The organism is Blastomonas sp. 34TW, from assembly GCF_059803595.1.
This window is the reverse complement of the sequence record NZ_JAPFGW010000025.1, coordinates 1-18566: the sequence shown is the minus strand read 5'-3', so window position 1 is coordinate 18566 and position 18566 is coordinate 1. Positions and strand designations below refer to the sequence as shown.

The window sequence follows — 18566 nt, the reverse complement described above, 5'->3', positions numbered from 1 at the left end:
ATACCCGCCTCAGCCCATAACGATCGACAAACCCTGTCGCTTTGATAGGGTGTTCGAAAACATGCTTTCGAGGGTTTGTCGTACATGCTGGTCGGATATATGCGGGTGTCAACGACCGATGACCGCCAAACGGTCGATCTCCAGCGGGACGCGCTCGTCGCAACCGGGGTCGATCATCGGCATCTCCATACCGACAAGGCATCCGGCGCGCGCGACGACCGACCAGGCCTGAAAGCCTGCCTCGACTATCTGAACGCGGGCGACACACTGATCGTGTGGAAGCTCGACCGGCTCGGACGCTCGCTGCCGCACCTGCTGACGATCGTCACCGATCTGAAGGCGCGCGGCATCGCGTTCCGGTCGCTGACCGAGCAGATGGATACGACCACGCCGCACGGCGAATTGCTGTTCTCGCTGTTCGGTGCATTGGCACAATATGAGCGTGCGCTCACGCGCGAACGGGTGATGGCGGGACTGGCTGCTGCCAAACGCCGGGGACGCCAAGGTGGCCGCCCGCCGATGATCGACGCCGAAACGCTCGAGCGGATCACCGCCGCGCTGGATGGCGGGGCCAGCAAGGCGTCCGTCTGCCGGACCTTCAAGGTGCCGCGTTCGACCCTTCTCGGCACGCTTGCCCGGATCGGCTGGACCGCACCGGCCAAGGTCTAAGCCGATGCCGCGTCGCGCCGTCCTGTCGGACGAGCAACGCGCGGCGTTGCTCGCGCTTCCCGACGACGAAACCCTGCTCGTCCAGCACTGGACATTGAGCCGGGACGACTTGGCCATCATCGTCCGCCGGAGGCGACCGCATAACCGGCTGGGTTTCGCGATCCAGCTTTGCGCGCTGCGCTATCCTGGCCGTTTCCTGCGACCCGGTGAACTGATCCCTGATACGCCGCTCGCGTTCGTCGCAGAGCAATTGCAGGTCGGACCCGAGGTGCTGGCCGACTACGCGACGCGCGGCCCGACCCGGTACGAACAGCTCGATGCACTGCGCGATGCATTCGGCTTCATGCCGCTCAGTCGGCCGCTGCGAACGACGTTGCAGGAATGGCTCCTGCCGATCGCGCTGACGACGACCAGCGGGGCTAGGCTGGCGCGCGTGATGCTGGATGAGTGCCGGCGACGGCGCATCATTGTGCCGGGCATCAGTTCGGTCGAGCGGATGGTCGCACAGGCGTTGCTCGATGCCGAACGCCATGTCGCCGAGCATCTGACCCGAGGACTCGATGCTCGACAGCGCCGGCTGCTCGATGCGCTTCTCCTGCCCCACACAGGCACGAACTTGAGCGATCTGGCCTGGGTGCGGCAGTCACCCGGCAAGCCCGGCCGAAAGACATTCGCCGCCATCATCGAGCGACTGACACTGCTTCGGGCCATCGGGATCGATCCGGATATCGCCGTAGGCGTCCATCCCGAGCGCCTCCGACGCCTGTGCCAGGAAGGCGTGCGGCTGACCGCGCAACATGTTCGGACGCTGCAAGCGACGCGGCGTCGCGCCACATTGGTGGCGACCATCCTCGAAACCATCGTTACCCTCACCGACGATGCGGTGCTGATGTTCGATCGCCTGCTTGGGCAGATGTTCCGGCGCGAACAGAACAGCGCGGACACGACACTCAAGCGCAACCGGCGCACCATCAACGGCAAAATCCGGCTGCTTGCCCAACTCGGCGCTGCCTTGCTCGCCGCCAAGATATCAGGTGGCGATATCGGCGCTGCGGTCGAGGCAGCGATCGGATGGAATGATCTCGGCCGCGAGGTCGATGAAGCCCGCAAGCTGATCCGCCCCGATTCGGTCGATCCCGTCGCGGTCGCCGCGACCAATTACCCCGTCCTCCGACAGGTCGGTCCCTCGTTCATCGCCTCGTTCACATTCGGGGCGGTGCCAGCCTGCCATGCGCTCGCGCGAGCGGTCGCGATCATGCGCGACCTTCATTTTGGTCATCTGCGCAAATTGCCTGCAGGCACGCCAGTCGGCTTCATCCGGCAAGCTTGGCGTCGGGCGATCGGCACCGGCATTCCCGATCGCAGGATCTATGAATTGTGCGTGCTGGTCGAGCTTCGCGACCGGCTTCGCGCCGGCGACATGTGGGTCGAGGGAAGCCGACGCTATCGTGCTGTCGAGCAGCAACTCATTCCTGCCCCCGTATTCGCCAACATGCGCGCGGCCGGCCCCTTGCCGATACCGGCACCGGATACGGCCGATATCTGGCTGGCCGAACGACGCGCCCGCCTCGCCCGTCGATTGGCCGAGGTCGAGCGAAAGGCGGAGACGGACGCGCTGGAAGACGTGCAGCTCAGCTTGGGCAGGCTGCGGATTTCGCCCTTGAAGGCGATTACTCCCGAGGAATCCGATACCGCCCTTGCGCCGCTCTATGCGCATCTGCCCGCGATCCGCATCACCGACCTTCTTGCCGAAGTCGATCGATGGACCGGGTTCAGCCAGTGCTTCACGCATCTGCAAAGTGGCCGTGCCGCGGATGAACCACGTGCGATCCTCACGGCGGTGCTCGCCGATGCCACCAATCTGGGCCATACGCGCATGGCGGAAGCCTGCAATCTCGTGACCCAGCGCCAACTCGGTTGGCTCGCCTCGTGGCATCTGCGCGAGGAAACCTACGGTCGCGCGCTCGCCCGGCTTGTCGACGCCCAACACACCGCGCCGCTGGCCGCGCTGTTCGGGTCCGGCACCTCGTCCAGCTCAGACGGTCAGAACTTTCCGCTCGACCGCCGCGCCCAGGCAACCGGCGCAGTCAATCCGCACAAGGGGACAGAGCCGGCTGTCTCCTTTTACAGCCACGTCTCGGATCGCTACGCGCCGTTCCATTCCACAGTTATCTCCGCTTCGGCGAGCGAGGCGGCACAGGTGCTCGACGGGCTGCTCCACCACGGCGCCGATCTGCACATCGAAGAGCATCACGTCGATGGCGGGGGCGTCTCCGACCATGTGTTCGCGCTATGTCATCTGCTTGGGTTCCGGTTCGCGCCGCGTATCCCGAATATCGCCGCACGCCGTTTGCACCTGTTTAACGGCATCGAACCCGGCCCCGATATTGCGCCGCTGGTCGCGGGCCGCATCGACGAAGGTCTGATCGAGGCACACTGGGACGACGTGCTGCGACTGGGAACCTCGATCCGCACAGGCGTCGTCAGCGCCTCGATCATGCTGGAACGGCTCGGCTCCTATCCACGCGCCAACGGCCTGGCACTGGCGTTGCGCGAGATCGGTCGCGTCGAGCGTACCCTGTTCACGCTCGACTGGATCGAGCAGCCCGAACAGCGTCGCCGCGCCACCCGCGAACTCAACAAGGGAGAAGCGGAAAATGCCCTGAAACGCGCCATCTTCTTCCATCGCATCGGCCGTATCCGCGATCATGCGCTGCAAGCCCAAAGCCATCGGGCGAGCGCGCTGAACCTCGTCGCCGGTGCCATCGTCCTGTGGAACACGACCTACCTGCAAGCCGCCCGGATGCATCTCGCCAACCTCGGCCGGCCGGTCCCGCCGGACCTGCTGCAACACCTATCACCGCTCGGTTGGCAGCATATCAATCTCACCGGCGATTACCTCTGGACCGATCCCGATGCGCCATCCACCGCGCTCAGACCGCTTCGCCAGATGCGCGCCGTCGAAGGCACGGCAAAACCTTAGCGTATATCTGGGTCCGTTCTGTGTACCGACCCCTATCTGCGGAGATTGACGAGCACCAAGCGGCCGGAGCACCGCGAGGACTGCCCCTTCTTCCGCGACCAGGTCACGCACCGCATCACCGAGATCCGCTCTCGCGAGACGCCTGCTGATCCACCCACCGGCTATTTCGAGGTGCTGCGCCCAGCCCCGGAGAAACTGGCGCAGAGGCCCGAGGAAGATGCCAGCGACGATCGCACCCGCCATGCCTCCGTTCCGCGCCTAGCGCGGCTCCTGTGGCGCCTGATCGACGCTGCCGGCACCAACAAGGTGGCCCCCGTCGCGCACGAATACGAAACCGCCTCGATCAAGCTGGAGTTCGAGGCGCTCGGCAGAGCCTCGACCAAGATCGAGATCGCGCCGGGCATCGAGCTCGGCCGAGCGTTCTGGACCCACGCAAATGCGCTTCACAGCCGTAGAGCCTACGCCATGCTGCGCCAGCTCGCGAAATCGTGGCCGAGCGGACACGCGCCACAGGGCTTCATGGCGCTGTTCTCGCCACACGTCCGGGGCCACGTCGTCGACGTCCCCGGGGCCGAGGCGATCCACGTCGCCAACCGCGTGCAGTCGCCCTCCGTGCGCGGCAACCTCATCAAGGGGCCGTTCTTGGTGATGATCGTCGCGGGCGAGTATCCCGAGGCGCACGGCTACGCACCGCTTCGCGCCTACGCTCAACCAATCTTCTCCGGTCAGCGCTTCATCCCGGTCGACTCCGAGTTCGAACGGTCGGTCCTTCGCGAGCTGTTCAAGGCCCGCCGGCTACTGGACGCCGGGGGAGTGGATCTCGCGATCGAGAAGCCCGTCTTTGACCGCCTCACGACCCAGGGCTCATGCCGACCCGACTTCCTCCTCGAGGCACGCTCGCGCCTGACTGGCGAGATCAAACAGCTCGTGGTCGAAGCGATGGGCTTCAGCGACGACGACTACCTGACGTCCAAGGCGACGACGCATCCGCGTATGCGGCTCCTTGGACCACTCCTGACGATCGAGCCCACGGATGTCGAGAAGGACCGCGTGGGCGATCTGATCGCGAGTGCTCTCGATCTCTGAGGCTCAGTTCCAGCTCAGGCTCATGCCGAACGAGACCACGATCCCGAGCGTCACAGGGGTCGACAGAAGGTAGAGCTTCTGCCAGCGCCACCAGGTCTTCGGCAGGAACAGCACGGCGCCACGCACGGACCGCATCTCCTCCCAGGACCGCTCGCGATACAGACGGATTCCGGCGACCGAGACGGAGAGGACCATCGCGATCGCGCAGCACAGCCCCGTGGCGGTGTAGAGTGCTATCCAGTTGATCAACTCGACTTGGGTCAGGTGCGCCATGATCAGCCTCGTAGCCCGCCTCGGGTGATTAATGTCTCCGACCCTTGGCCGGTTCCGAACGGACCCTATCTGTTTACAACAGCATGGTGAGGATATGCTTAACCCCCCACCGCAACGAAAGTGACGCAAGTTCCTCGCATACCGCAAGCTAATGGTCGATAAACGGCTTCGCACGTCCTGCCGATCGGATCGCCGACCCACGTCCGCACGCCGAGCTGCCGAGGCGGTTTGTTGATGAACCCCGGCGTCGTCGTCCTCGTCATCATCTTCGAGGGCGTTCGGAAGGTCACGCTCCACGCGACCGAAGCGCAGGCGTGGCGGCAGCTGATGGAGTTCGTAGACCGACGCTGGGAACGCCGGTTCGGCCGAGCCCCCTCCCCTATCGAGCCCGAGGCGCGCGCGGACCAGTTCTTCCGCAACAACAGCGACGATCTCTACGCCATCATCGACGCCGACCTTTCCGAGCTGCAGGAGGCGCTCAGCTGACGCCGTTCTTCGCTTGGCCTGACGCACCATCCCGTCGTACAATCTAGGCGAGCGGGAGCCTCCTATGTTCGAGTGCCTTATCTTGGGCGACAGCACCGGCGTCGGTGCCGGTCAGGCGATCAACCGGCGCTATGCCCAGCAATGCGACGTGCAGGCCGTCGAGCGTGCTACAGCGGCGCAGATCCTCACCTGGAGGAAAACGGGCAAAGACTATGGCGCCTGTGTTTTCGCCATGGGATCAAACGACCCGGCCGGCGCCGCCCTCGCGACCAAACTCACGAAGATCCGCACCAGCCTCTGCTTTCGCCGAGTCATTTGGCTGCTGCCTTATGCAAGACCCCAGGCTTATACTGTCAGCTCGGTTGCCGCTCGCTTCGGGGACGAGACGGTCGACTTGAACCGTTTTGAGACGCGGGACCGGATACATCCGCGCAACTATTCGCAAGTAGCATCGGTTCTTCTGCGCTGAGCGCAGAATCATAAAAGAGGTGAGAGGGATCGAGAGGATCGGGCAAGCGGGAGTTGCGTCCCGCGGCCCCTGCCCTCACCCGCCGAGGCTCCGGTCCCGGCGCAGCTCGCAGGAGCTTGCGATGTCGCTACACCTCTTGATGATCACCTTCGGCGACAAAGACGAACTGTCGGTCCACCCGGACCACGGCTCCGCATGGGCGGCGCTGCTGGGGTTCGTGGACGATCGCTGGTCAGCCTTGCTCGGAAGCACAGAGGCACCCGATGACGAGAACGCGCGCGTCGACGCCTTCTTCGCACTTCCGGACGCCTTCTACCTGATCGGCGAAGTGGTGGCGTCGCTGCCCGCCGCCTAGCGTTCCTCTCCCTCAGCCAGGTCCATCAGCTTCTCGATGGCCTGCCAGTAAGGCAGCCGCTCCCGGTCGCAGTATTCGACGAAGCGCCCCATCACGCTCACCGGGCCTTTGACGCTGACCTGGTGGAGCTGCTCGCCCGCATAAGCCGACTTCTGCCGGCGCGGCAATGCCGCAGGCGCGGACGGCTTGGAGAACCCGTGTTCGCGCCCGATGTCATCTACCGCAGCCGCGTCTCGGCGCTGATCCGTTCGGCTGCGTTCAGCCCGGGTGTTCGGCCGGATGTCCGAGAGATCGTCCAGCCCAAGTTTGATGCCGTTGCTCATGCCGTCTGCTCCACGACAGCGTTCTGCCGTCTGATTTCCGTCACGACCTCCTGCACGAAGGCGGTGGCATTGATGCGCGCCTTGTCCAGCCCGGTCGCCTGATCGTCGCCGAGGCTCCAGAGCGAGCGGTAGTGTGTGAACATCGCGCGAAACCCCGCGCGATCGTTCAGAGCGGTCTCGAAGGTCGGGATACCCGCGCCCCGAAACTGCGACCTGATTTCCTTCTCGTCGCGCGTCGCGATCGCAGGGTTCACGCGCGTAAACAGCATGCGATACGGGATCTCGCGGCGAAGCGCCCTCCCCTCATCCACCACCAGCTTGATCGCCCGGCTCGCCTGTCGTGCGTCGACCGGCGACGCCTGCAGCGGGATGATGACCAAGTCGGTCCGCGAAATCGCGCGAGACATGGCCAAGTTCGCGGTTCCTTCCAGATCGACGATGACGAACTGGCTGGAGGCTGCCGCCTCCTCGATCTCGTCGATGATCGCGTTGTCTGACGGGAGTGTCCGGCACTCGAATCCAGGATCAGACGTCTCGCTCGCCCACGTCTCAAGCGTTCGGTTCGGGTCGCCGTCGATGACAGTCACCGAGGCCCCGGCTTGGCTGAGACCGCTGGCGAGCACCAACGCCGACGTGCTCTTACCTACCCCGCCCTTGGGGCTTGCAAAGCTGATTACTGGCATGCTCCAGCCTTCCTCGTCATCGCTGCGCTACACTGGCGCAGCCTTCACACGACAGGCGGGGAGATTGCCCGCCCTGACTACGCCATGCCAGACCACACATCGCTTGGCAACGCTATACATGGCAGGGCATGGATAGGATACGCTACTAAGGCGTACTAAATGCTACGCAGGGCTATGCCACCCCAGCCACCGCATGGCAGCGCTACGCTAGAATATGGTAGCCACCGCTATGCACCGCTCGGGCATGCCGAGCATTCCGAGCGGTTCAGCTGCGATGCTTAGGCCTTCTCTTGGTACCATAGTCTACCACTGGCCGGAGCGAGGGGAGGGGGTGCAGAATAGCGAAGGAGCAGAAAAGATGCCCTATACCGCATTGAAACCAAGCCAGGAACTCGTCGACATCGTCGGCTCGCTCGGTGGAGTTTGGCACGGCTATGTTGCGACATGCCGATGCCCAGCCCACGTCGATCGGACCCCGAGCCTGTCGCTACGCCAGGGAGATCGCGGCATCCTCGTGACGTGCTTTGCGGGCTGCGAGGCAGAGGACGTCCTGCGCGAGATTCGTCGCATCCCGGTGACGAGGCGTTTCGAGCCCCCGAAGGCCGACATACGCCGCGGAACCGGGAACGTCGAACGTCTCTGGGAACAGGCCCGCGACGTCATGCAGACGCTCGGCGAGCGCTACTTGCAGCGACGCCACATCGTCGCAGGACCGGCCGATCTCCGCTTCCATCCGCGATGCCCGCTCGGACCCAAGGGACGTACCGTTTTCAAGCCCGCCCTATTGGTCGGCGTGAGGGAGGGACATCGGCTCGTCGCCTTCCAGCGCATCTTCCTCGACCCGGCAACCGCGGACTACGAGTGCAAGGTCATGCTTGGACAACCGGGGCAGGGGGCGTGGCAGGGACGACCGCTGCAAGGTGACACGCTCGCGATCGCGGAGGGGTTCGAGACGGCCGCGGCCTTCACGATCCTGCATGGCGTGCCCTGCTGGGCGACCCTCGGCGCTCGACGGTTCGATCATCTCGGCCTGCCGTCGGCGCTCGCCAATCTTCTACTCGCACAGGATAACGATCCGGAGGGCGAAGCCGCTGCCGTACGCGCAGAGGCTCACTATGCACGTCCCCGGCTCAACATCCGGCGAGCGCCACCACCAGGGCGCATCAAGGACTGGGCGATCGTCCTCGATCGCGAGCAGGAAAGGGGAGGGGGGTCGAGTGGATGATGCTGCCGTTTGGGCGGCCGATCCAGGAGACCCCCATGACCGACCTATTCTCGACGGCCGAGAACGCCGACCGAAGCGCCGCGCTCCTGCTGCAGGATCGACTCCGCGCCGGCGACAGCATCACGCGGGCCGCCCTCAATGAGGCCATGACGAAGGCCTATGGCGGCACCGACGCGCAGGGATGCTGGACCCAGCGCGAGAGCTTCGAGGTGCTGGAGCACGCGCTCGCCGTCCACCTGCGGACGGTCCCCCACGCGCTCCACGCCTTGCCCGATGTTGCCCACGCCATCCGGCTCATGGCGGCGCTACCCACCCAGACTGTCCGGAGCGAGGAGCAGCTCGAATGGCAGCAGTTCTCGACACCGGCAGACATCGCCGCTCTGGCCGTGCTCCTGGCGAACGCACAGGAAGGCGACGTCGTCCTCGAACCCAGCGCCGGCAACGGCCTGCTCGTCGCGCAGCTGCGCCAGGACGTCACGCTTCAGCTGAACGAACTCGACCCGGCTCGACGGGCACGGCTCGCCCACAGCTTTCCCGGCGCGCCGATCACCGGCTACGACGGCGCAGCGCTGACGTCGCTGATGGCATCGTCCGAGCGTCCCACGCTGGTCCTGATGAACCCGCCGTTCTCGCGCTCGCTCGGCCGCGGCGCCGACGACTTCGCGGCCGTGCGCCACCTACAGGCAGCCTTGCGCCGCCTGCGCACCGGAGGACGGCTTGTCGCGATCATGCCCGACTGGTTCGGCCCCAGCGCGCGTCTGCGTGACCTGTTCGACTCCACGCTGCGCGATGTCGCGGTCCGAACCTCGATCCGCCTCGAAAAGTGCTACACGAAGCACGGCACCTCGATCGCGGTCCGCCTCTACGTCATCGACAAGGCACCGGGCACGACGATCCCCTCGACGATCCAGCGCTCGTCGGTCGCCGAGATCCTCGACGCGGTGACGATCGTCGACCGGCTGAAGCCGAAAACGGACGTGCCAATGGCTCCTGTCCGGAAGACCGGCACGACCTCACTGTTCCGTGCCGTGAAGAGCACGCGCCCTGCCGAACCGCGCGCCTATCATGCCCCCGTCCGCAACGAGGTTCTCCCCGTCGATTTCACGCCGCTGGAAACCCCGGCGCCGCTTCTCGGACAGACGGGCGTCTACCTGCCCTATCGGCCGAGCCGCCTCGTGTTCACCACCGCCGGCGAGCATCCGACCGCACTGGTCGAGTCCGTGGCCATGGGCTCGATCCCCGCGCCAATCCCCCATCATGTCCCGCGCTTGCCCGAGCGGACGGTTGCCGAGCGTCTGCTGTCGGCCTCGCAGCTCGAAACAGTCGTCTACGCCGGCGATGCTTGGACCCAGATGATCCCGGGCCGGTTCCGCCCGAGCAAGGAGGGCGTCGGACTGGACCTGTCCGAGGACGGCCGCGAGTATCGCAAGGGTTTCTTCTTGGGCGACGGGACCGGGGCGGGGAAGGGCCGGCAGATCGCCGCCTGCATCCTCGACAACTGGCTGCAGGGCCGCCGCCGCCACATCTGGATCACCAAGAACGAGCCCCTCCTCGAGGATGCCCGACGGGACTGGACCGCGCTGGGCGGCATGACGGCTGACATCCAGCCCCTTACCAGCTGGAAGATCGACGAGGTGGTCAAGCTCGACCAGGGCGTGATCTTCGTCACCTATCCGGCGCTCCGCTCTGCTCGGGGTGATCACACCCGGCTCAAGCAGCTCATCGATTGGGCACGCGAAGACTTCGACGGTGTCATCGCCTTCGACGAGGCACACGAAATGGGCGGCGTCGCAGGCGGGGAGGGCGCTCTCGGCGCGAAAAAGGGTTCCCAGCAGGGCATCTGCGGGGTGCTGCTCCAGAATAACCTGCCCGGCGCGCGCGTGCTCTACGCCTCGGCGACCGGAGCCTCCGACGTCAACAATCTCGCCTACGCCGTCCGGCTCGGCCTCTGGGGACCGGAGACCGCCTTCGCCGACCGCGAGCAGTTCATCAGCGGCATCCGCAAGGGCGGGATCGCCGCCATGGAGCTCGTCGCTCGCGACCTCAAGGCGACCGGCCTCTACATGGCGCGCGCGCTCAGCTTCGCCGGCGTCGAGTACGACATCCTCAAGCATGCGCTGACACCCGACCAGATCAGGATCTACGACACCTATGCGGATGCCTGGGGCATCATCCACCGCAACATGGAACAGGCGCTGGAGCTGACCGCCGTCGTCGACTCCCTCGAGAACGCGACGCTCAACAGCGGCGCCAAGGCGTCCGCCCGCTCGCGCTTCGAGTCGACCAAGCAGCGCTTCTTCGGCCAGGTCCTTCTCAGCCTGAAGATGCCGACCGTCATCGCCGCGGTCGAGGAACACCTCGCCGATGGCAAATCGGTGGTGCTGCAGCTCGTCACGACCGCGGAATCGATCCTCAACCGTCGCCTCGGGGAGCTCAGCCCCGACGAGCGGGCAGACCTCGAAATCGACCTGTCGCCACGCGAATATGTCTAATGTGGAGCTCCACATTATACTGATTACCGGAACTTCCTCAGGCTATGGGAAGGCGACCGCACAGCTCTTTCTCGATCAAGGTTGGAACGTCGTTGCGACAATGCGGGCGCCTGACGAAAGCGTGTTCGACAAGCCCGGGGACCGGCTGAAAGTCCTGCCGCTGGATGTGACCAGCGCTGAAAGCATTTCTAAGGCTCTCGCCGATGCCGTCGCCGCCTTTGGACGGATTGATGTGCTGGTCAACAACGCGGGCATCGGCTTGCTTTCCGCGTTCGAGTTTACGCCTGACACCGTAATTCGGGAGATGTTTGAAACAAACACTTTCGGGGTGATGGCGGTCTGCCGAGCGGCAATCCCGCATATGCGCCAGCATGCGGGTGGTGTGATAATCAATGTGACCTCCAGCACGGCGATCGCCCCGATGCCGTTCGTTGCCGTGTATACGGCCAGCAAGTGTGCTGTTGAAGGGTTCACTGAGGCGCTTTCGTATGAATTGGGCCTGGTTGGCATCCGGGCGCGGATCGTAGAACCAGGCCTTGCACCAACGACCAATTTCAGAACGAACAGCGCCAATCGCATTGAGGGACTGACACCACCGCCATACGACGCCTTTGCGCAACGCTATTTCGCCAAGTTGCAAGACTATCCAACCGCGTTCACGAGTGTGAGCGAAGTCTCCGAGGCTGTTTTCGCTGCTGCGACGGAGGAGGGCGATCGGCTGCGCTTTCCGGCGGGCCCCGATACCGCGTTGTTCGCACAATTGCGATGGATGACCTCGGAGGAACATTATTTGGCACAGATGCGGGCGATGTTCGGGCCTGATCTTTCTGAGTAGTGTTTTCTCTATGCGAGTGTCGCTTCTCCACGAGCATCGTAGCCGCATAATTGGCGCCGTCCCGCGGTTCGCGGCGGCGGAAATGCGCAGTCATTCCCTGTTGCGCAGGTCGCGGCTGAGCGTCGGCCGGCCACTGCATCGGCGGGCAGGCGGAGGGGGACATGCCTGACTTGGCTCTTGACCTCCGCTTTCTCCGCTACGCGATTCTGGTTGCGGAACACGGAAGTTTCCGCCGTGCGGCCGATGCGATGAATCTCTCGCAGTCGACGGTCAGCCGTCGAATTCAGTTGCTCGAACGCAGGGTGGGCGTGCCGCTCTTCGAACGCAGCAGGAGCGGAGTGCGGCCGACGCCAGCCGGCGAGCGCTTCATACGGGAGGCTGCATTTGGCGCTGAACACATTCGCCAAGCTGTCAGCAGCCTAAGCATGGAGAAACGAGGCCAGATTGGGGAGTTGAAAATCGGGCTGATGGCCTCGCTCGCCAGCGGTTTCTTGGCCGACGTGCTCGAGGCGTTCCATTTCCGGTTTCCGAACATCGATATAAAGATCGAAGAGGCGACGGCGCAGGCGACTGCCGCCGGCGTGCTAAGCGGTCGGCTCGACGCGGCATTCATTCCCGGCGAGCCGCGTCTTCCCGGTTGCCAGGCGATGCATCTCTGGGGTGAACCTCTATACGTCGCAGTTTCAAAGCACCATTCCATGGCGGCACGCGTCGGCGTCAATTGGGAGGATCTCCGCGACGAGACATTCCTTGTCGCAGCGGACGTTCACGGGCCTGAGGTCGAGGCGATCATCGTGCGGCAGCTTTCCGGTTTGGGTTTTCATCCGCGGATCTCGGTGCAGCGGGTTGGCCGCGAGAACCTCCTCAACATGGTGGGCATGGGATTCGGCGTGACCTTGGCTGCGACCTCCACTCAGGGCGCCTCCTATCCCGCGGTCATCTTCGTTCCGCTTGCCGAAGGGGGCGAGGTGTTCAACTCAAGCGTTGTTTGGTCGACAAACAACGTCAATCCCGCGCTTAAGCGTCTGCTGGACCTTAGCGCATCGATCGCAAAAACGCACCAGCGGCGGTCCTCAACGGTCCTAGAGGCCATTCAACGGTTGACATAACGAGATGACTGGTCATTTATTAACGTCATGCCACGTCCACCGAATCCAGAAGTTCGTTCGCGCCTCATCGAAAAAGGCGCAGAAATCATCCATCGCCTTGGCTTCAACGGCTGTGGCGTGCAGGATATTACTGCCGCTGCCGGAGTTCCGAAGGGATCGTTTTACAATTACTTCGAAAGCAAGGATGCGTTCGCGGCAGCGATACTCGATGAATACTGGCGCGCAATCGAATCCAATTACGTGTCCATCCTGGAAGACGATTTCGTTAGCCCGTTAAAGCGCGTCGAGAGACACTTTTCGGAGTTGATTGAGTATCATGAGCGACAGAAATTCACGTTTGGCTGTCTGATCGGCAATCTCGCGCTTGAGCTTGCGGCGCAGAGCTCGATTGCACGATCAAAGCTGAAAGCTCTCCTGAGGACTTGGACAGCCGCCCTTGCAAAGTGCCTGTCGGCCGCGAGCGAAGCGGGAGAGCTTCCCCTCGCGCGCGAACCCCAGGACCTTGCGGCGACGCTCATCGAGGCCTTCGAGGGCGCGGTGATGGTGGCCAAGGTCGAGCAAAGCGGAAGAGCTCTGAGGCGATTTGGCACTGTTGCCCTGCCTCGGCTCCTCGCGTGAAAATCGTGTCGTATTAATAGACGACCAGTCACTTTAATACGTCGCCAGCAGATGGCGCCTTCCTCTTCTGAAAGGAGAAGATCATGACTGAACTCTACGCAGATCCCGAAAATCCGGTGCTTCCAAAAAGCACGTTTCAGCTCGACCTGAAGCGAGCTGCCCTCGTGGTGATCGATCCGCAGAACGACTTCTTACATCCCAGCGGTGTGAGCTGGCCGTTCTTCGGCGAGAGCGTTGTCGAGAACAACACCGTGTCGCACATCGGCCAACTGTTCGAAGCCGCGAAGGCAGCGGATATCACCGTCGCCATCTCGCCCCACTTCTACTATCCATGTGACCATCATTGGCAGTTTGGCGGTCCACTGGAAAAGACCATGCATGCGATCAACATGTTTGGTCGCAAAGGCCAGTTTACCGTGGAGGAATTCGAGGGATCGGGCGCGGATTTCCTCGAAGACTACAAAAAGTACATCCACGACGGCAAAACCATCATTGCCTCGCCGCACAAGGTCTACGGCCCCGAGACGAACGACCTCATTCTCCAACTGCGCAAACAAGGTGTGTCACAAGTCATCCTGGCCGGCATGGCCGCCAATCTGTGCATTGAAGCGCATTTGCGGGAACTGATCGAACAGGGCTTCGAAGTGGTGGTCGTTCGCGATGCGACAGCCGGCCCTCGCGTTCCGGAGGGCGACGGCTACCTCGCCGCCCTGGTGAATTTCCGGTTCCTCGCGCACGGCCTTTGGACGACCGCGGAAACCGTCTCACAACTGAAGGGCTGAGACGCCCGCACCTGCGGACATGTCCCTGTGGTCCCGGCATTGCCGGGACCGCATCCCGTTAGCGATCATCAAAGAAGGAGAACGGATCGATGAGGCGTGAGGAACTGACCGAAAAGATATTGGACATCAAGCGCGAGCGAGGCTGGTCGTGGAAACACATCACCGGAGAGATCGGTGGTGTGTCCGAGGTGCTGATCATCGGCGCTTTGCTCGGGCAGATGAAGCTGATCAAACCGCTCGCGAAGAAGGCTGCGGCGCTGTTCGGCCTGTCGGAGGCAGAAGAGCGTATGCTGAACGAGGTGCCATATCGAGGCATGCCCATGCCGCCGACGGACCCCCTGATATATCGCTTCTATGAAATGGTGATGGTCAACGGCCCCGCGTGGAAGGCACTCATCGAGGACGAGTTCGGCGACGGCATTATGTCCGCAATCGATTTCGACATCACGTTCGAGCGTGAGCCGAATCCAAAAGGTGATCGAGTGAAGATCGGAATGTCGGGCAAGTTTCTTCCCTATCGCTACTACGGAAGCGAGCAAGGCATTCCCGAATATGGCTATAAGGAACCCGAATGATCGTTCGCCGGGGCTCCCTTGGGCCCTGCCGACGATCAAGAGGAAGTAACGTGCCGCGCGCGACGTGCCTTGGCGAAGCCGCGATCGGTCGCGATGAAGCGTTCGATCATAGGCGCAATCAGACGTGTTGGATCGGCGACCGGCTGGCCGGTCTCGCGGCCGTGAACCTCAGCGTAAGCGACAAGATCCCGATAGACCGTCGCCGGTAATTCCGCCGTCACCTTCACGGGCTTGTCGTCGGCTATCATGCCGAGTTTCAACTTGGTCACATCAGCCTCCGTAGGGCTCGAGAATAAGATCACGGGTTACGATCACCCGGACCGGGAATCCGGGTCGGATGGTGAGCGTCGGGGCGATGTTGAGCTGCCGCCGGATGATCTGCTGGCCTGCGTCGTTGATCGTGTCTTGGCCGCCGTTGCGGATCGCCTGGATCAGCCGGTCGTCATCATTGGTGGCCAGTTCGGCGCCGACGCTCAGGAGCGTCGAGAGACCGGCGGCCTTGGCGAGATCCCACCAGTGATAGTCGACGCCGTCCTGCAGGCCGGCATAGCCCTCGGCGTCGGCGCCGGGCTGGCGCTCCAGCACGATGCTGCGGCCGTTCGGAAAGATCAGCCGATTCCACACGAGCAGGACGCGGCTCTGCCCGAACTGGACGTTGTTGTCATACTGGCCGATCACGCGCGTGCCCTGCGGGATCAGGAGGATCCGGCCTGTCGGGCTGTCATAAATGTTCTCGGTGACCTGGGCGGTGATCTGGCCCGGAAGGTCCGATCGAACGCCGGTGATGAGAGCGGCCGAGATGACGGCGCCGGCTTGAAGGATATTCGGAGAGGCCGGCGCGGCGATGCGGTCGGCCGCAACAGTGCGTCGGTCGACCGGCGCGTTGAGAAAGGCCTGCTGCCGATCTTGGGCGCTCGGCGTTGCCGGCGGCGGCGCGAGCCCGAGGCTGGCGAGGTCCGGTGGCGCCTGGTTCGGCGTGTTCGCCGTGACCGGCGCGGCATTGCGCGCCTCCGCCGCCGCGAACAGACGGCTGGTGCGGGCGGTCTCGATCTCCTGGAGCCGGCGCTGCTCCTCGGCGCTGAGGCCGGGCTGCGGAGCGGCGACGCCGGGATTGGGCACGGGCTGGCCGCGGTTCTGGGCGCTGACGATCGGCCGGCCGAGGTCGCCCGGCAGCGGCGGGCCGAGCTGCGGCACGCTGCTATAGTCGCGCGGCAGGCCCTGGAGGCCATCCGCCGTGTTGCGGTTGTCGGTTGAATAAAGCTCCTCCGGCGCCCGGCCGCCGTTGCGAGTCTGGAGCGCATAGACCAGCGCACCGCCGATCCCGAGGCTGGCGACCAGGCCGAGCCCGGCGAGCACCTTGCGCGACAGCCGCGTCACGCGCGGCGCATCCGCGCGCAGCCGCATCGGCGCTGCCGCTTCGGGCGCCGATCCGGTCAGCGGCGCGGCCGCATCCTCTCCCTCGTTCCGGTCTTCGCTCACGACGCCGGCCTCCCGTCGGTGCGGGTGATCCGGACACGCTTCTGATTGTCGCCGGAGCCGAACCGCAGCTCGGCGGCAGCGAACAGCCGGTCGACGATCATGTAGTTGGTGCGGACGCGATAGTTGACCAGCTCCGACGTCTTGCCCTCCGGGCCGACGACGAACAGCGGCGGCATCTCGCCCTGGCCGACGCCGCGTGGGAATTCGATGAAGACTTGCCGGCCGTCGTCATAGGCCCGCAGCGGCCGCCATGCAGCACGGTCGCCGGTCACCTCGTAGCGGAAGTTCAGCCGTGCGAGATCGACGCCGGTGGCCACCGGCTGGGTGGCCTGCGCCTCGGCATTCTGCCTGCGGAGCGCGATGAGCTGGTCCTGCGGATACTGCCACGAGACCGAGGCCATATAGGTCCGCTCGGTCGAGCGCAGCTCCATATGGTAGGTGCGTAGATTGGTGTTGATGACCAGGTTGGTCATCAGATCCGCGCGCGTCGGCTTGACGAGGATATGGACCTGCAGCGTCGCGCCGGCGCCGCTCTGCGTGTCGCCGATAATCCAGCGGACCGTATCGCCGGCCGCGACCGGCCCTGAGCCGACGAGCTGCTCGCCGGGTTGGAGCGCAATGTCGGTGATCTGCCCGACGGCGGTGTAGACCTGATAGAGCGCCCCTTGCGTGAAGGGATAGACCTGCATCGAGTTGATGAAGCCGTCGCGCACCGGCTGAATACGGGCGGCGGCGTTGGCCTGGTTGACGCGCGCGGTGGGATCGGCCGGCTCCGGAGCGCGGCGCGATTCCTCGACCGGCTTCATCTGACCGGGCAGCGGCAGCGGTCGCGGCAGCTCGACGACCCGGACCGGCGCGGGAGGATCGACGGTCTGCACGGCGGCCGGAGCGTCGTCGTAGCTGATTTCCGGCGGCGGCGTCGCGGTGGCGCAGCCGGCGAGCGCCGTCGCCGACAGCAGCAAAGCCGCAAATGTCTGAATGCGCAAAGCCGGCCTTCCGGCTTTACGGAAATACGGCTTTGTCATTGCCCCAGCTCCCGTGACCATGAGATTGCGTTGACGTAGATCCCCAAGGGATTGGCCCGCAGCCGGTCGGCATTGCGGGGAATCTGGACGACGATCGTGAGGATCGCGGTCCAGCGCGTGGTGTCGGCGAGCTGGCCGTTCTCATACCGGCGCTCCGTCCAAGCGACGCGGAACGAGTCCGGCGACGCACGGATGACGCTCGAGACATCGACGGCGATCTGCTGGCGGCCGACCTTGGTGAAGGGATCGTTCGAGCGCGCGTAATCGTTGAGTGCGGCCGCGCCGCGATCTGTCGTGAAGTCGTAGGCGCGTAGCCAGTTCTGGCGGACGATGATCGCGTCGGCTGGGATCGAGCGGACCTGCTCGATGAAGCGCGCCAGGTGGAAGGCGATCTGCGGATCGGTCGGCTGGTAGTCGGCGGTCGCAGGCGCAATCGCTTGCGCCTGGCCGAGCCGGTCTGTCTGCACCACCCATGGCACGACGGTTCCCCGAGCTGACTGCCAGACCAGCGCAGCGGCGAAGCCGGCGCTGAGGAACAGCGATCCGAAGGCCATATAGCGCCAGTTCCTCGCCTGGACGCGGGCCGAGCCGATACGGTCGTCCCAAACCTGGGCGGCGCGCTGATAAGGGGTCTCGGGCTCGGGAGCCTTTCCGTAATGCGTAGAGGGTCTTCGGAACATCAGCGGTCGCTTTCAGAGAGGTTGATGGAAGAGCCGCCGCCATGGCTGTCGCCGCTGCGGACGGCATGGACGGTGGTGGAAACGGCGTGGCTCATCTGCTGGGAGCGTTTCATGCGCTGGGCCCAGGCGGGCGGCGTGTTTGAATTGCCGGCGGCGGGCGCGGCCTCGTCTGAGCCGCCGCCGATGGTGCCCATGGTCGAGGAGCCGCCGGTCGCCTCGAAGGCGGACTTGGCGCCCTCCGAGAAACTGGAGCGCATGCTTTCGGTCGAGCGTTCAGCGGCGCGGCGGAGCGGCGATGTTGCAGCGGAACCGGCGGCCCGGGCGACGCCGCCCAGGCCACTGGCCACACCTGAGGCGCCCGACTGCCCTGCGGCGCCCAGGCTGTAGGCGGTGGAAGCGCCGCCCGCGAGGGCGGCGCC

19 protein-coding genes and 2 pseudogenes are annotated in these 18566 nt (G+C 64.5%); 13 read left to right on the top strand and 8 right to left on the bottom strand.

Features of this window, described 5'->3' with window-relative positions:
• The first annotated feature begins 84 nt into the window (after positions 1-84).
• From OPU69_RS19200 to OPU69_RS19190, 3 genes and pseudogenes are all read left to right on the top strand, one after another.
• Positions 85-669 carry a recombinase family protein gene (locus OPU69_RS19200; protein WP_010339849.1) on the top strand — a complete coding sequence of 195 codons (585 nt, stop codon included), beginning with the start codon at positions 85-87 and terminating at the stop codon, positions 667-669.
• A 4-nt stretch (positions 670-673) separates the two neighbouring features.
• The gene (locus OPU69_RS19195; RefSeq protein WP_012449407.1) at positions 674-3652 is read left to right on the top strand and encodes a Tn3-like element ISMpo10 family transposase; all 2979 of its coding nucleotides are present in this window, start codon (positions 674-676) and stop codon (positions 3650-3652) included.
• Between the two features lie 33 nt (positions 3653-3685).
• Positions 3686-4738: pseudogene (locus OPU69_RS19190) on the top strand (DUF8535 domain-containing protein); the annotation flags it as partial.
• Between the two features lie 3 nt (positions 4739-4741).
• Here OPU69_RS19190 and OPU69_RS19185 read toward each other — a convergent pair.
• A complete protein-coding gene (locus OPU69_RS19185) occupies positions 4742-5011 on the bottom strand; it encodes a hypothetical protein (RefSeq protein WP_054362420.1) in 270 nt (89 codons plus the stop codon).
• Positions 5012-5245: 234 nt separating this feature from the next.
• Here OPU69_RS19185 and OPU69_RS19180 point away from each other — a divergent pair, with 234 nt between their 5' ends.
• From OPU69_RS19180 to OPU69_RS19170, 3 genes are all read left to right on the top strand, one after another.
• Positions 5246-5497: a hypothetical protein gene (locus tag OPU69_RS19180; RefSeq protein ID WP_058539788.1), complete on the top strand. Its 252-nt coding sequence runs from the start codon at positions 5246-5248 to the stop codon at positions 5495-5497.
• 82 nt (positions 5498-5579) lie between these two features.
• Positions 5580-5966, top strand: coding sequence for a hypothetical protein (locus tag OPU69_RS19175; protein ID WP_200912148.1), 387 nt, complete (start codon positions 5580-5582; stop codon positions 5964-5966).
• A 121-nt stretch (positions 5967-6087) separates the two neighbouring features.
• Positions 6088-6321, top strand: coding sequence for a hypothetical protein (locus OPU69_RS19170; RefSeq protein ID WP_054362423.1), 234 nt, complete (start codon positions 6088-6090; stop codon positions 6319-6321).
• On the opposite strand, the gene OPU69_RS19165 is transcribed toward OPU69_RS19170, so the two are convergent.
• Positions 6318-6644 carry a hypothetical protein gene (locus OPU69_RS19165; protein ID WP_054362424.1) on the bottom strand — a complete coding sequence of 109 codons (327 nt, stop codon included), beginning with the start codon at positions 6642-6644 and terminating at the stop codon, positions 6318-6320. The genes OPU69_RS19170 and OPU69_RS19165 overlap by 4 nt on opposite strands.
• Positions 6641-7327: an AAA family ATPase gene (locus OPU69_RS19160; RefSeq protein ID WP_054362425.1), complete on the bottom strand. Its 687-nt coding sequence runs from the start codon at positions 7325-7327 to the stop codon at positions 6641-6643. Before OPU69_RS19160 ends, OPU69_RS19165 begins: the two co-directional genes overlap by 4 nt.
• A 358-nt stretch (positions 7328-7685) precedes the next feature.
• Between OPU69_RS19160 and OPU69_RS19155 the strand changes: the two genes are divergently transcribed.
• From OPU69_RS19155 to cynS, 7 genes are all read left to right on the top strand, one after another.
• The gene (locus OPU69_RS19155; protein WP_058803405.1) at positions 7686-8552 is read left to right on the top strand and encodes a DUF7146 domain-containing protein; all 867 of its coding nucleotides are present in this window, start codon (positions 7686-7688) and stop codon (positions 8550-8552) included.
• 35 nt (positions 8553-8587) lie between these two features.
• Positions 8588-11044 carry a strawberry notch-like NTP hydrolase domain-containing protein gene (locus OPU69_RS19150; RefSeq protein WP_058803406.1) on the top strand — a complete coding sequence of 819 codons (2457 nt, stop codon included), beginning with the start codon at positions 8588-8590 and terminating at the stop codon, positions 11042-11044.
• A 1-nt stretch (position 11045) separates the two neighbouring features.
• Positions 11046-11879, top strand: coding sequence for an SDR family oxidoreductase (locus tag OPU69_RS19145; protein ID WP_231728248.1), 834 nt, complete (start codon positions 11046-11048; stop codon positions 11877-11879).
• 161 nt (positions 11880-12040) lie between these two features.
• Complete coding sequence (locus OPU69_RS19140) at positions 12041-12988, top strand: LysR family transcriptional regulator (RefSeq protein WP_054362428.1); 948 nt, start codon at positions 12041-12043, stop codon at positions 12986-12988.
• A gap of 27 nt (positions 12989-13015) precedes the next feature.
• Positions 13016-13606: a TetR/AcrR family transcriptional regulator gene (locus OPU69_RS19135; protein ID WP_054362429.1), complete on the top strand. Its 591-nt coding sequence runs from the start codon at positions 13016-13018 to the stop codon at positions 13604-13606.
• Between the two features lie 83 nt (positions 13607-13689).
• A complete protein-coding gene (locus OPU69_RS19130) occupies positions 13690-14388 on the top strand; it encodes a cysteine hydrolase family protein (RefSeq protein WP_054362430.1) in 699 nt (232 codons plus the stop codon).
• A gap of 89 nt (positions 14389-14477) precedes the next feature.
• The gene (cynS, locus tag OPU69_RS19125; RefSeq protein ID WP_054362431.1) at positions 14478-14963 is read left to right on the top strand and encodes a cyanase; all 486 of its coding nucleotides are present in this window, start codon (positions 14478-14480) and stop codon (positions 14961-14963) included.
• A gap of 35 nt (positions 14964-14998) precedes the next feature.
• Here cynS and OPU69_RS19120 read toward each other — a convergent pair whose 3' ends face one another.
• The 5 genes and pseudogenes from OPU69_RS19120 to OPU69_RS19100 all read right to left on the bottom strand — a co-directional run.
• Positions 14999-15232, bottom strand: a complete 234-nt coding sequence (locus OPU69_RS19120) for a DUF2274 domain-containing protein (RefSeq protein ID WP_054362432.1) — start codon at positions 15230-15232, stop codon at positions 14999-15001.
• Between the two features lies 1 nt (position 15233).
• Positions 15234-16367 (bottom strand): TraB/TrbI/VirB10 family type IV secretion system protein, encoded by a 1134-nt coding sequence (locus tag OPU69_RS19115; protein ID WP_196490234.1) that lies wholly within the window; start codon positions 16365-16367, stop codon positions 15234-15236.
• Between the two features lie 71 nt (positions 16368-16438).
• Entirely contained in the window at positions 16439-17467 is a 1029-nt protein-coding gene (gene trbG / locus OPU69_RS19110) for a P-type conjugative transfer protein TrbG (RefSeq protein WP_196490233.1), read from the bottom strand.
• On the bottom strand, positions 17464-18147 hold the full coding sequence (gene trbF / locus OPU69_RS19105; RefSeq protein WP_054362435.1) for a conjugal transfer protein TrbF: 684 nt from the start codon (positions 18145-18147) through the stop codon (positions 17464-17466). The genes trbG and trbF overlap by 4 nt, the downstream gene beginning before the upstream one ends.
• A pseudogene (locus tag OPU69_RS19100) lies at positions 18147-18566 on the bottom strand (P-type conjugative transfer protein TrbL); the annotation flags it as partial. The gene trbF and the pseudogene OPU69_RS19100, both read right to left, overlap by 1 nt.

Excerpts from the sequence above, each read along its gene's own strand:
- OPU69_RS19165 (WP_054362424.1), bottom strand. The coding sequence starts at position 6,644 with ATGAGCAACGGCATCAAACTTGGGCTGGACGATCTCTCGGACATCCGG.
- OPU69_RS19155 (WP_058803405.1), top strand. The coding sequence starts at position 7,686 with ATGCCCTATACCGCATTGAAACCAAGCCAGGAACTCGTCGACATCGTC.
- OPU69_RS19200 (WP_010339849.1), top strand. The coding sequence starts at position 85 with ATGCTGGTCGGATATATGCGGGTGTCAACGACCGATGACCGCCAAACG.
- cynS (WP_054362431.1), top strand. The coding sequence starts at position 14,478 with ATGAGGCGTGAGGAACTGACCGAAAAGATATTGGACATCAAGCGCGAG.
- OPU69_RS19150 (WP_058803406.1), top strand. The coding sequence starts at position 8,588 with ATGACCGACCTATTCTCGACGGCCGAGAACGCCGACCGAAGCGCCGCG.
- OPU69_RS19130 (WP_054362430.1), top strand. The coding sequence starts at position 13,690 with ATGACTGAACTCTACGCAGATCCCGAAAATCCGGTGCTTCCAAAAAGC.
- OPU69_RS19135 (WP_054362429.1), top strand. The coding sequence starts at position 13,016 with ATGCCACGTCCACCGAATCCAGAAGTTCGTTCGCGCCTCATCGAAAAA.
- trbG (WP_196490233.1), bottom strand. The coding sequence starts at position 17,467 with ATGACAAAGCCGTATTTCCGTAAAGCCGGAAGGCCGGCTTTGCGCATT.
- OPU69_RS19180 (WP_058539788.1), top strand. The coding sequence starts at position 5,246 with ATGAACCCCGGCGTCGTCGTCCTCGTCATCATCTTCGAGGGCGTTCGG.
- OPU69_RS19185 (WP_054362420.1), bottom strand. The coding sequence starts at position 5,011 with ATGGCGCACCTGACCCAAGTCGAGTTGATCAACTGGATAGCACTCTAC.
- OPU69_RS19115 (WP_196490234.1), bottom strand. The coding sequence starts at position 16,367 with ATGCGGCTGCGCGCGGATGCGCCGCGCGTGACGCGGCTGTCGCGCAAG.
- OPU69_RS19160 (WP_054362425.1), bottom strand. The coding sequence starts at position 7,327 with ATGCCAGTAATCAGCTTTGCAAGCCCCAAGGGCGGGGTAGGTAAGAGC.
- OPU69_RS19140 (WP_054362428.1), top strand. The coding sequence starts at position 12,041 with ATGCCTGACTTGGCTCTTGACCTCCGCTTTCTCCGCTACGCGATTCTG.
- OPU69_RS19170 (WP_054362423.1), top strand. The coding sequence starts at position 6,088 with ATGTCGCTACACCTCTTGATGATCACCTTCGGCGACAAAGACGAACTG.
- OPU69_RS19195 (WP_012449407.1), top strand. The coding sequence starts at position 674 with ATGCCGCGTCGCGCCGTCCTGTCGGACGAGCAACGCGCGGCGTTGCTC.
- trbF (WP_054362435.1), bottom strand. The coding sequence starts at position 18,147 with ATGTTCCGAAGACCCTCTACGCATTACGGAAAGGCTCCCGAGCCCGAG.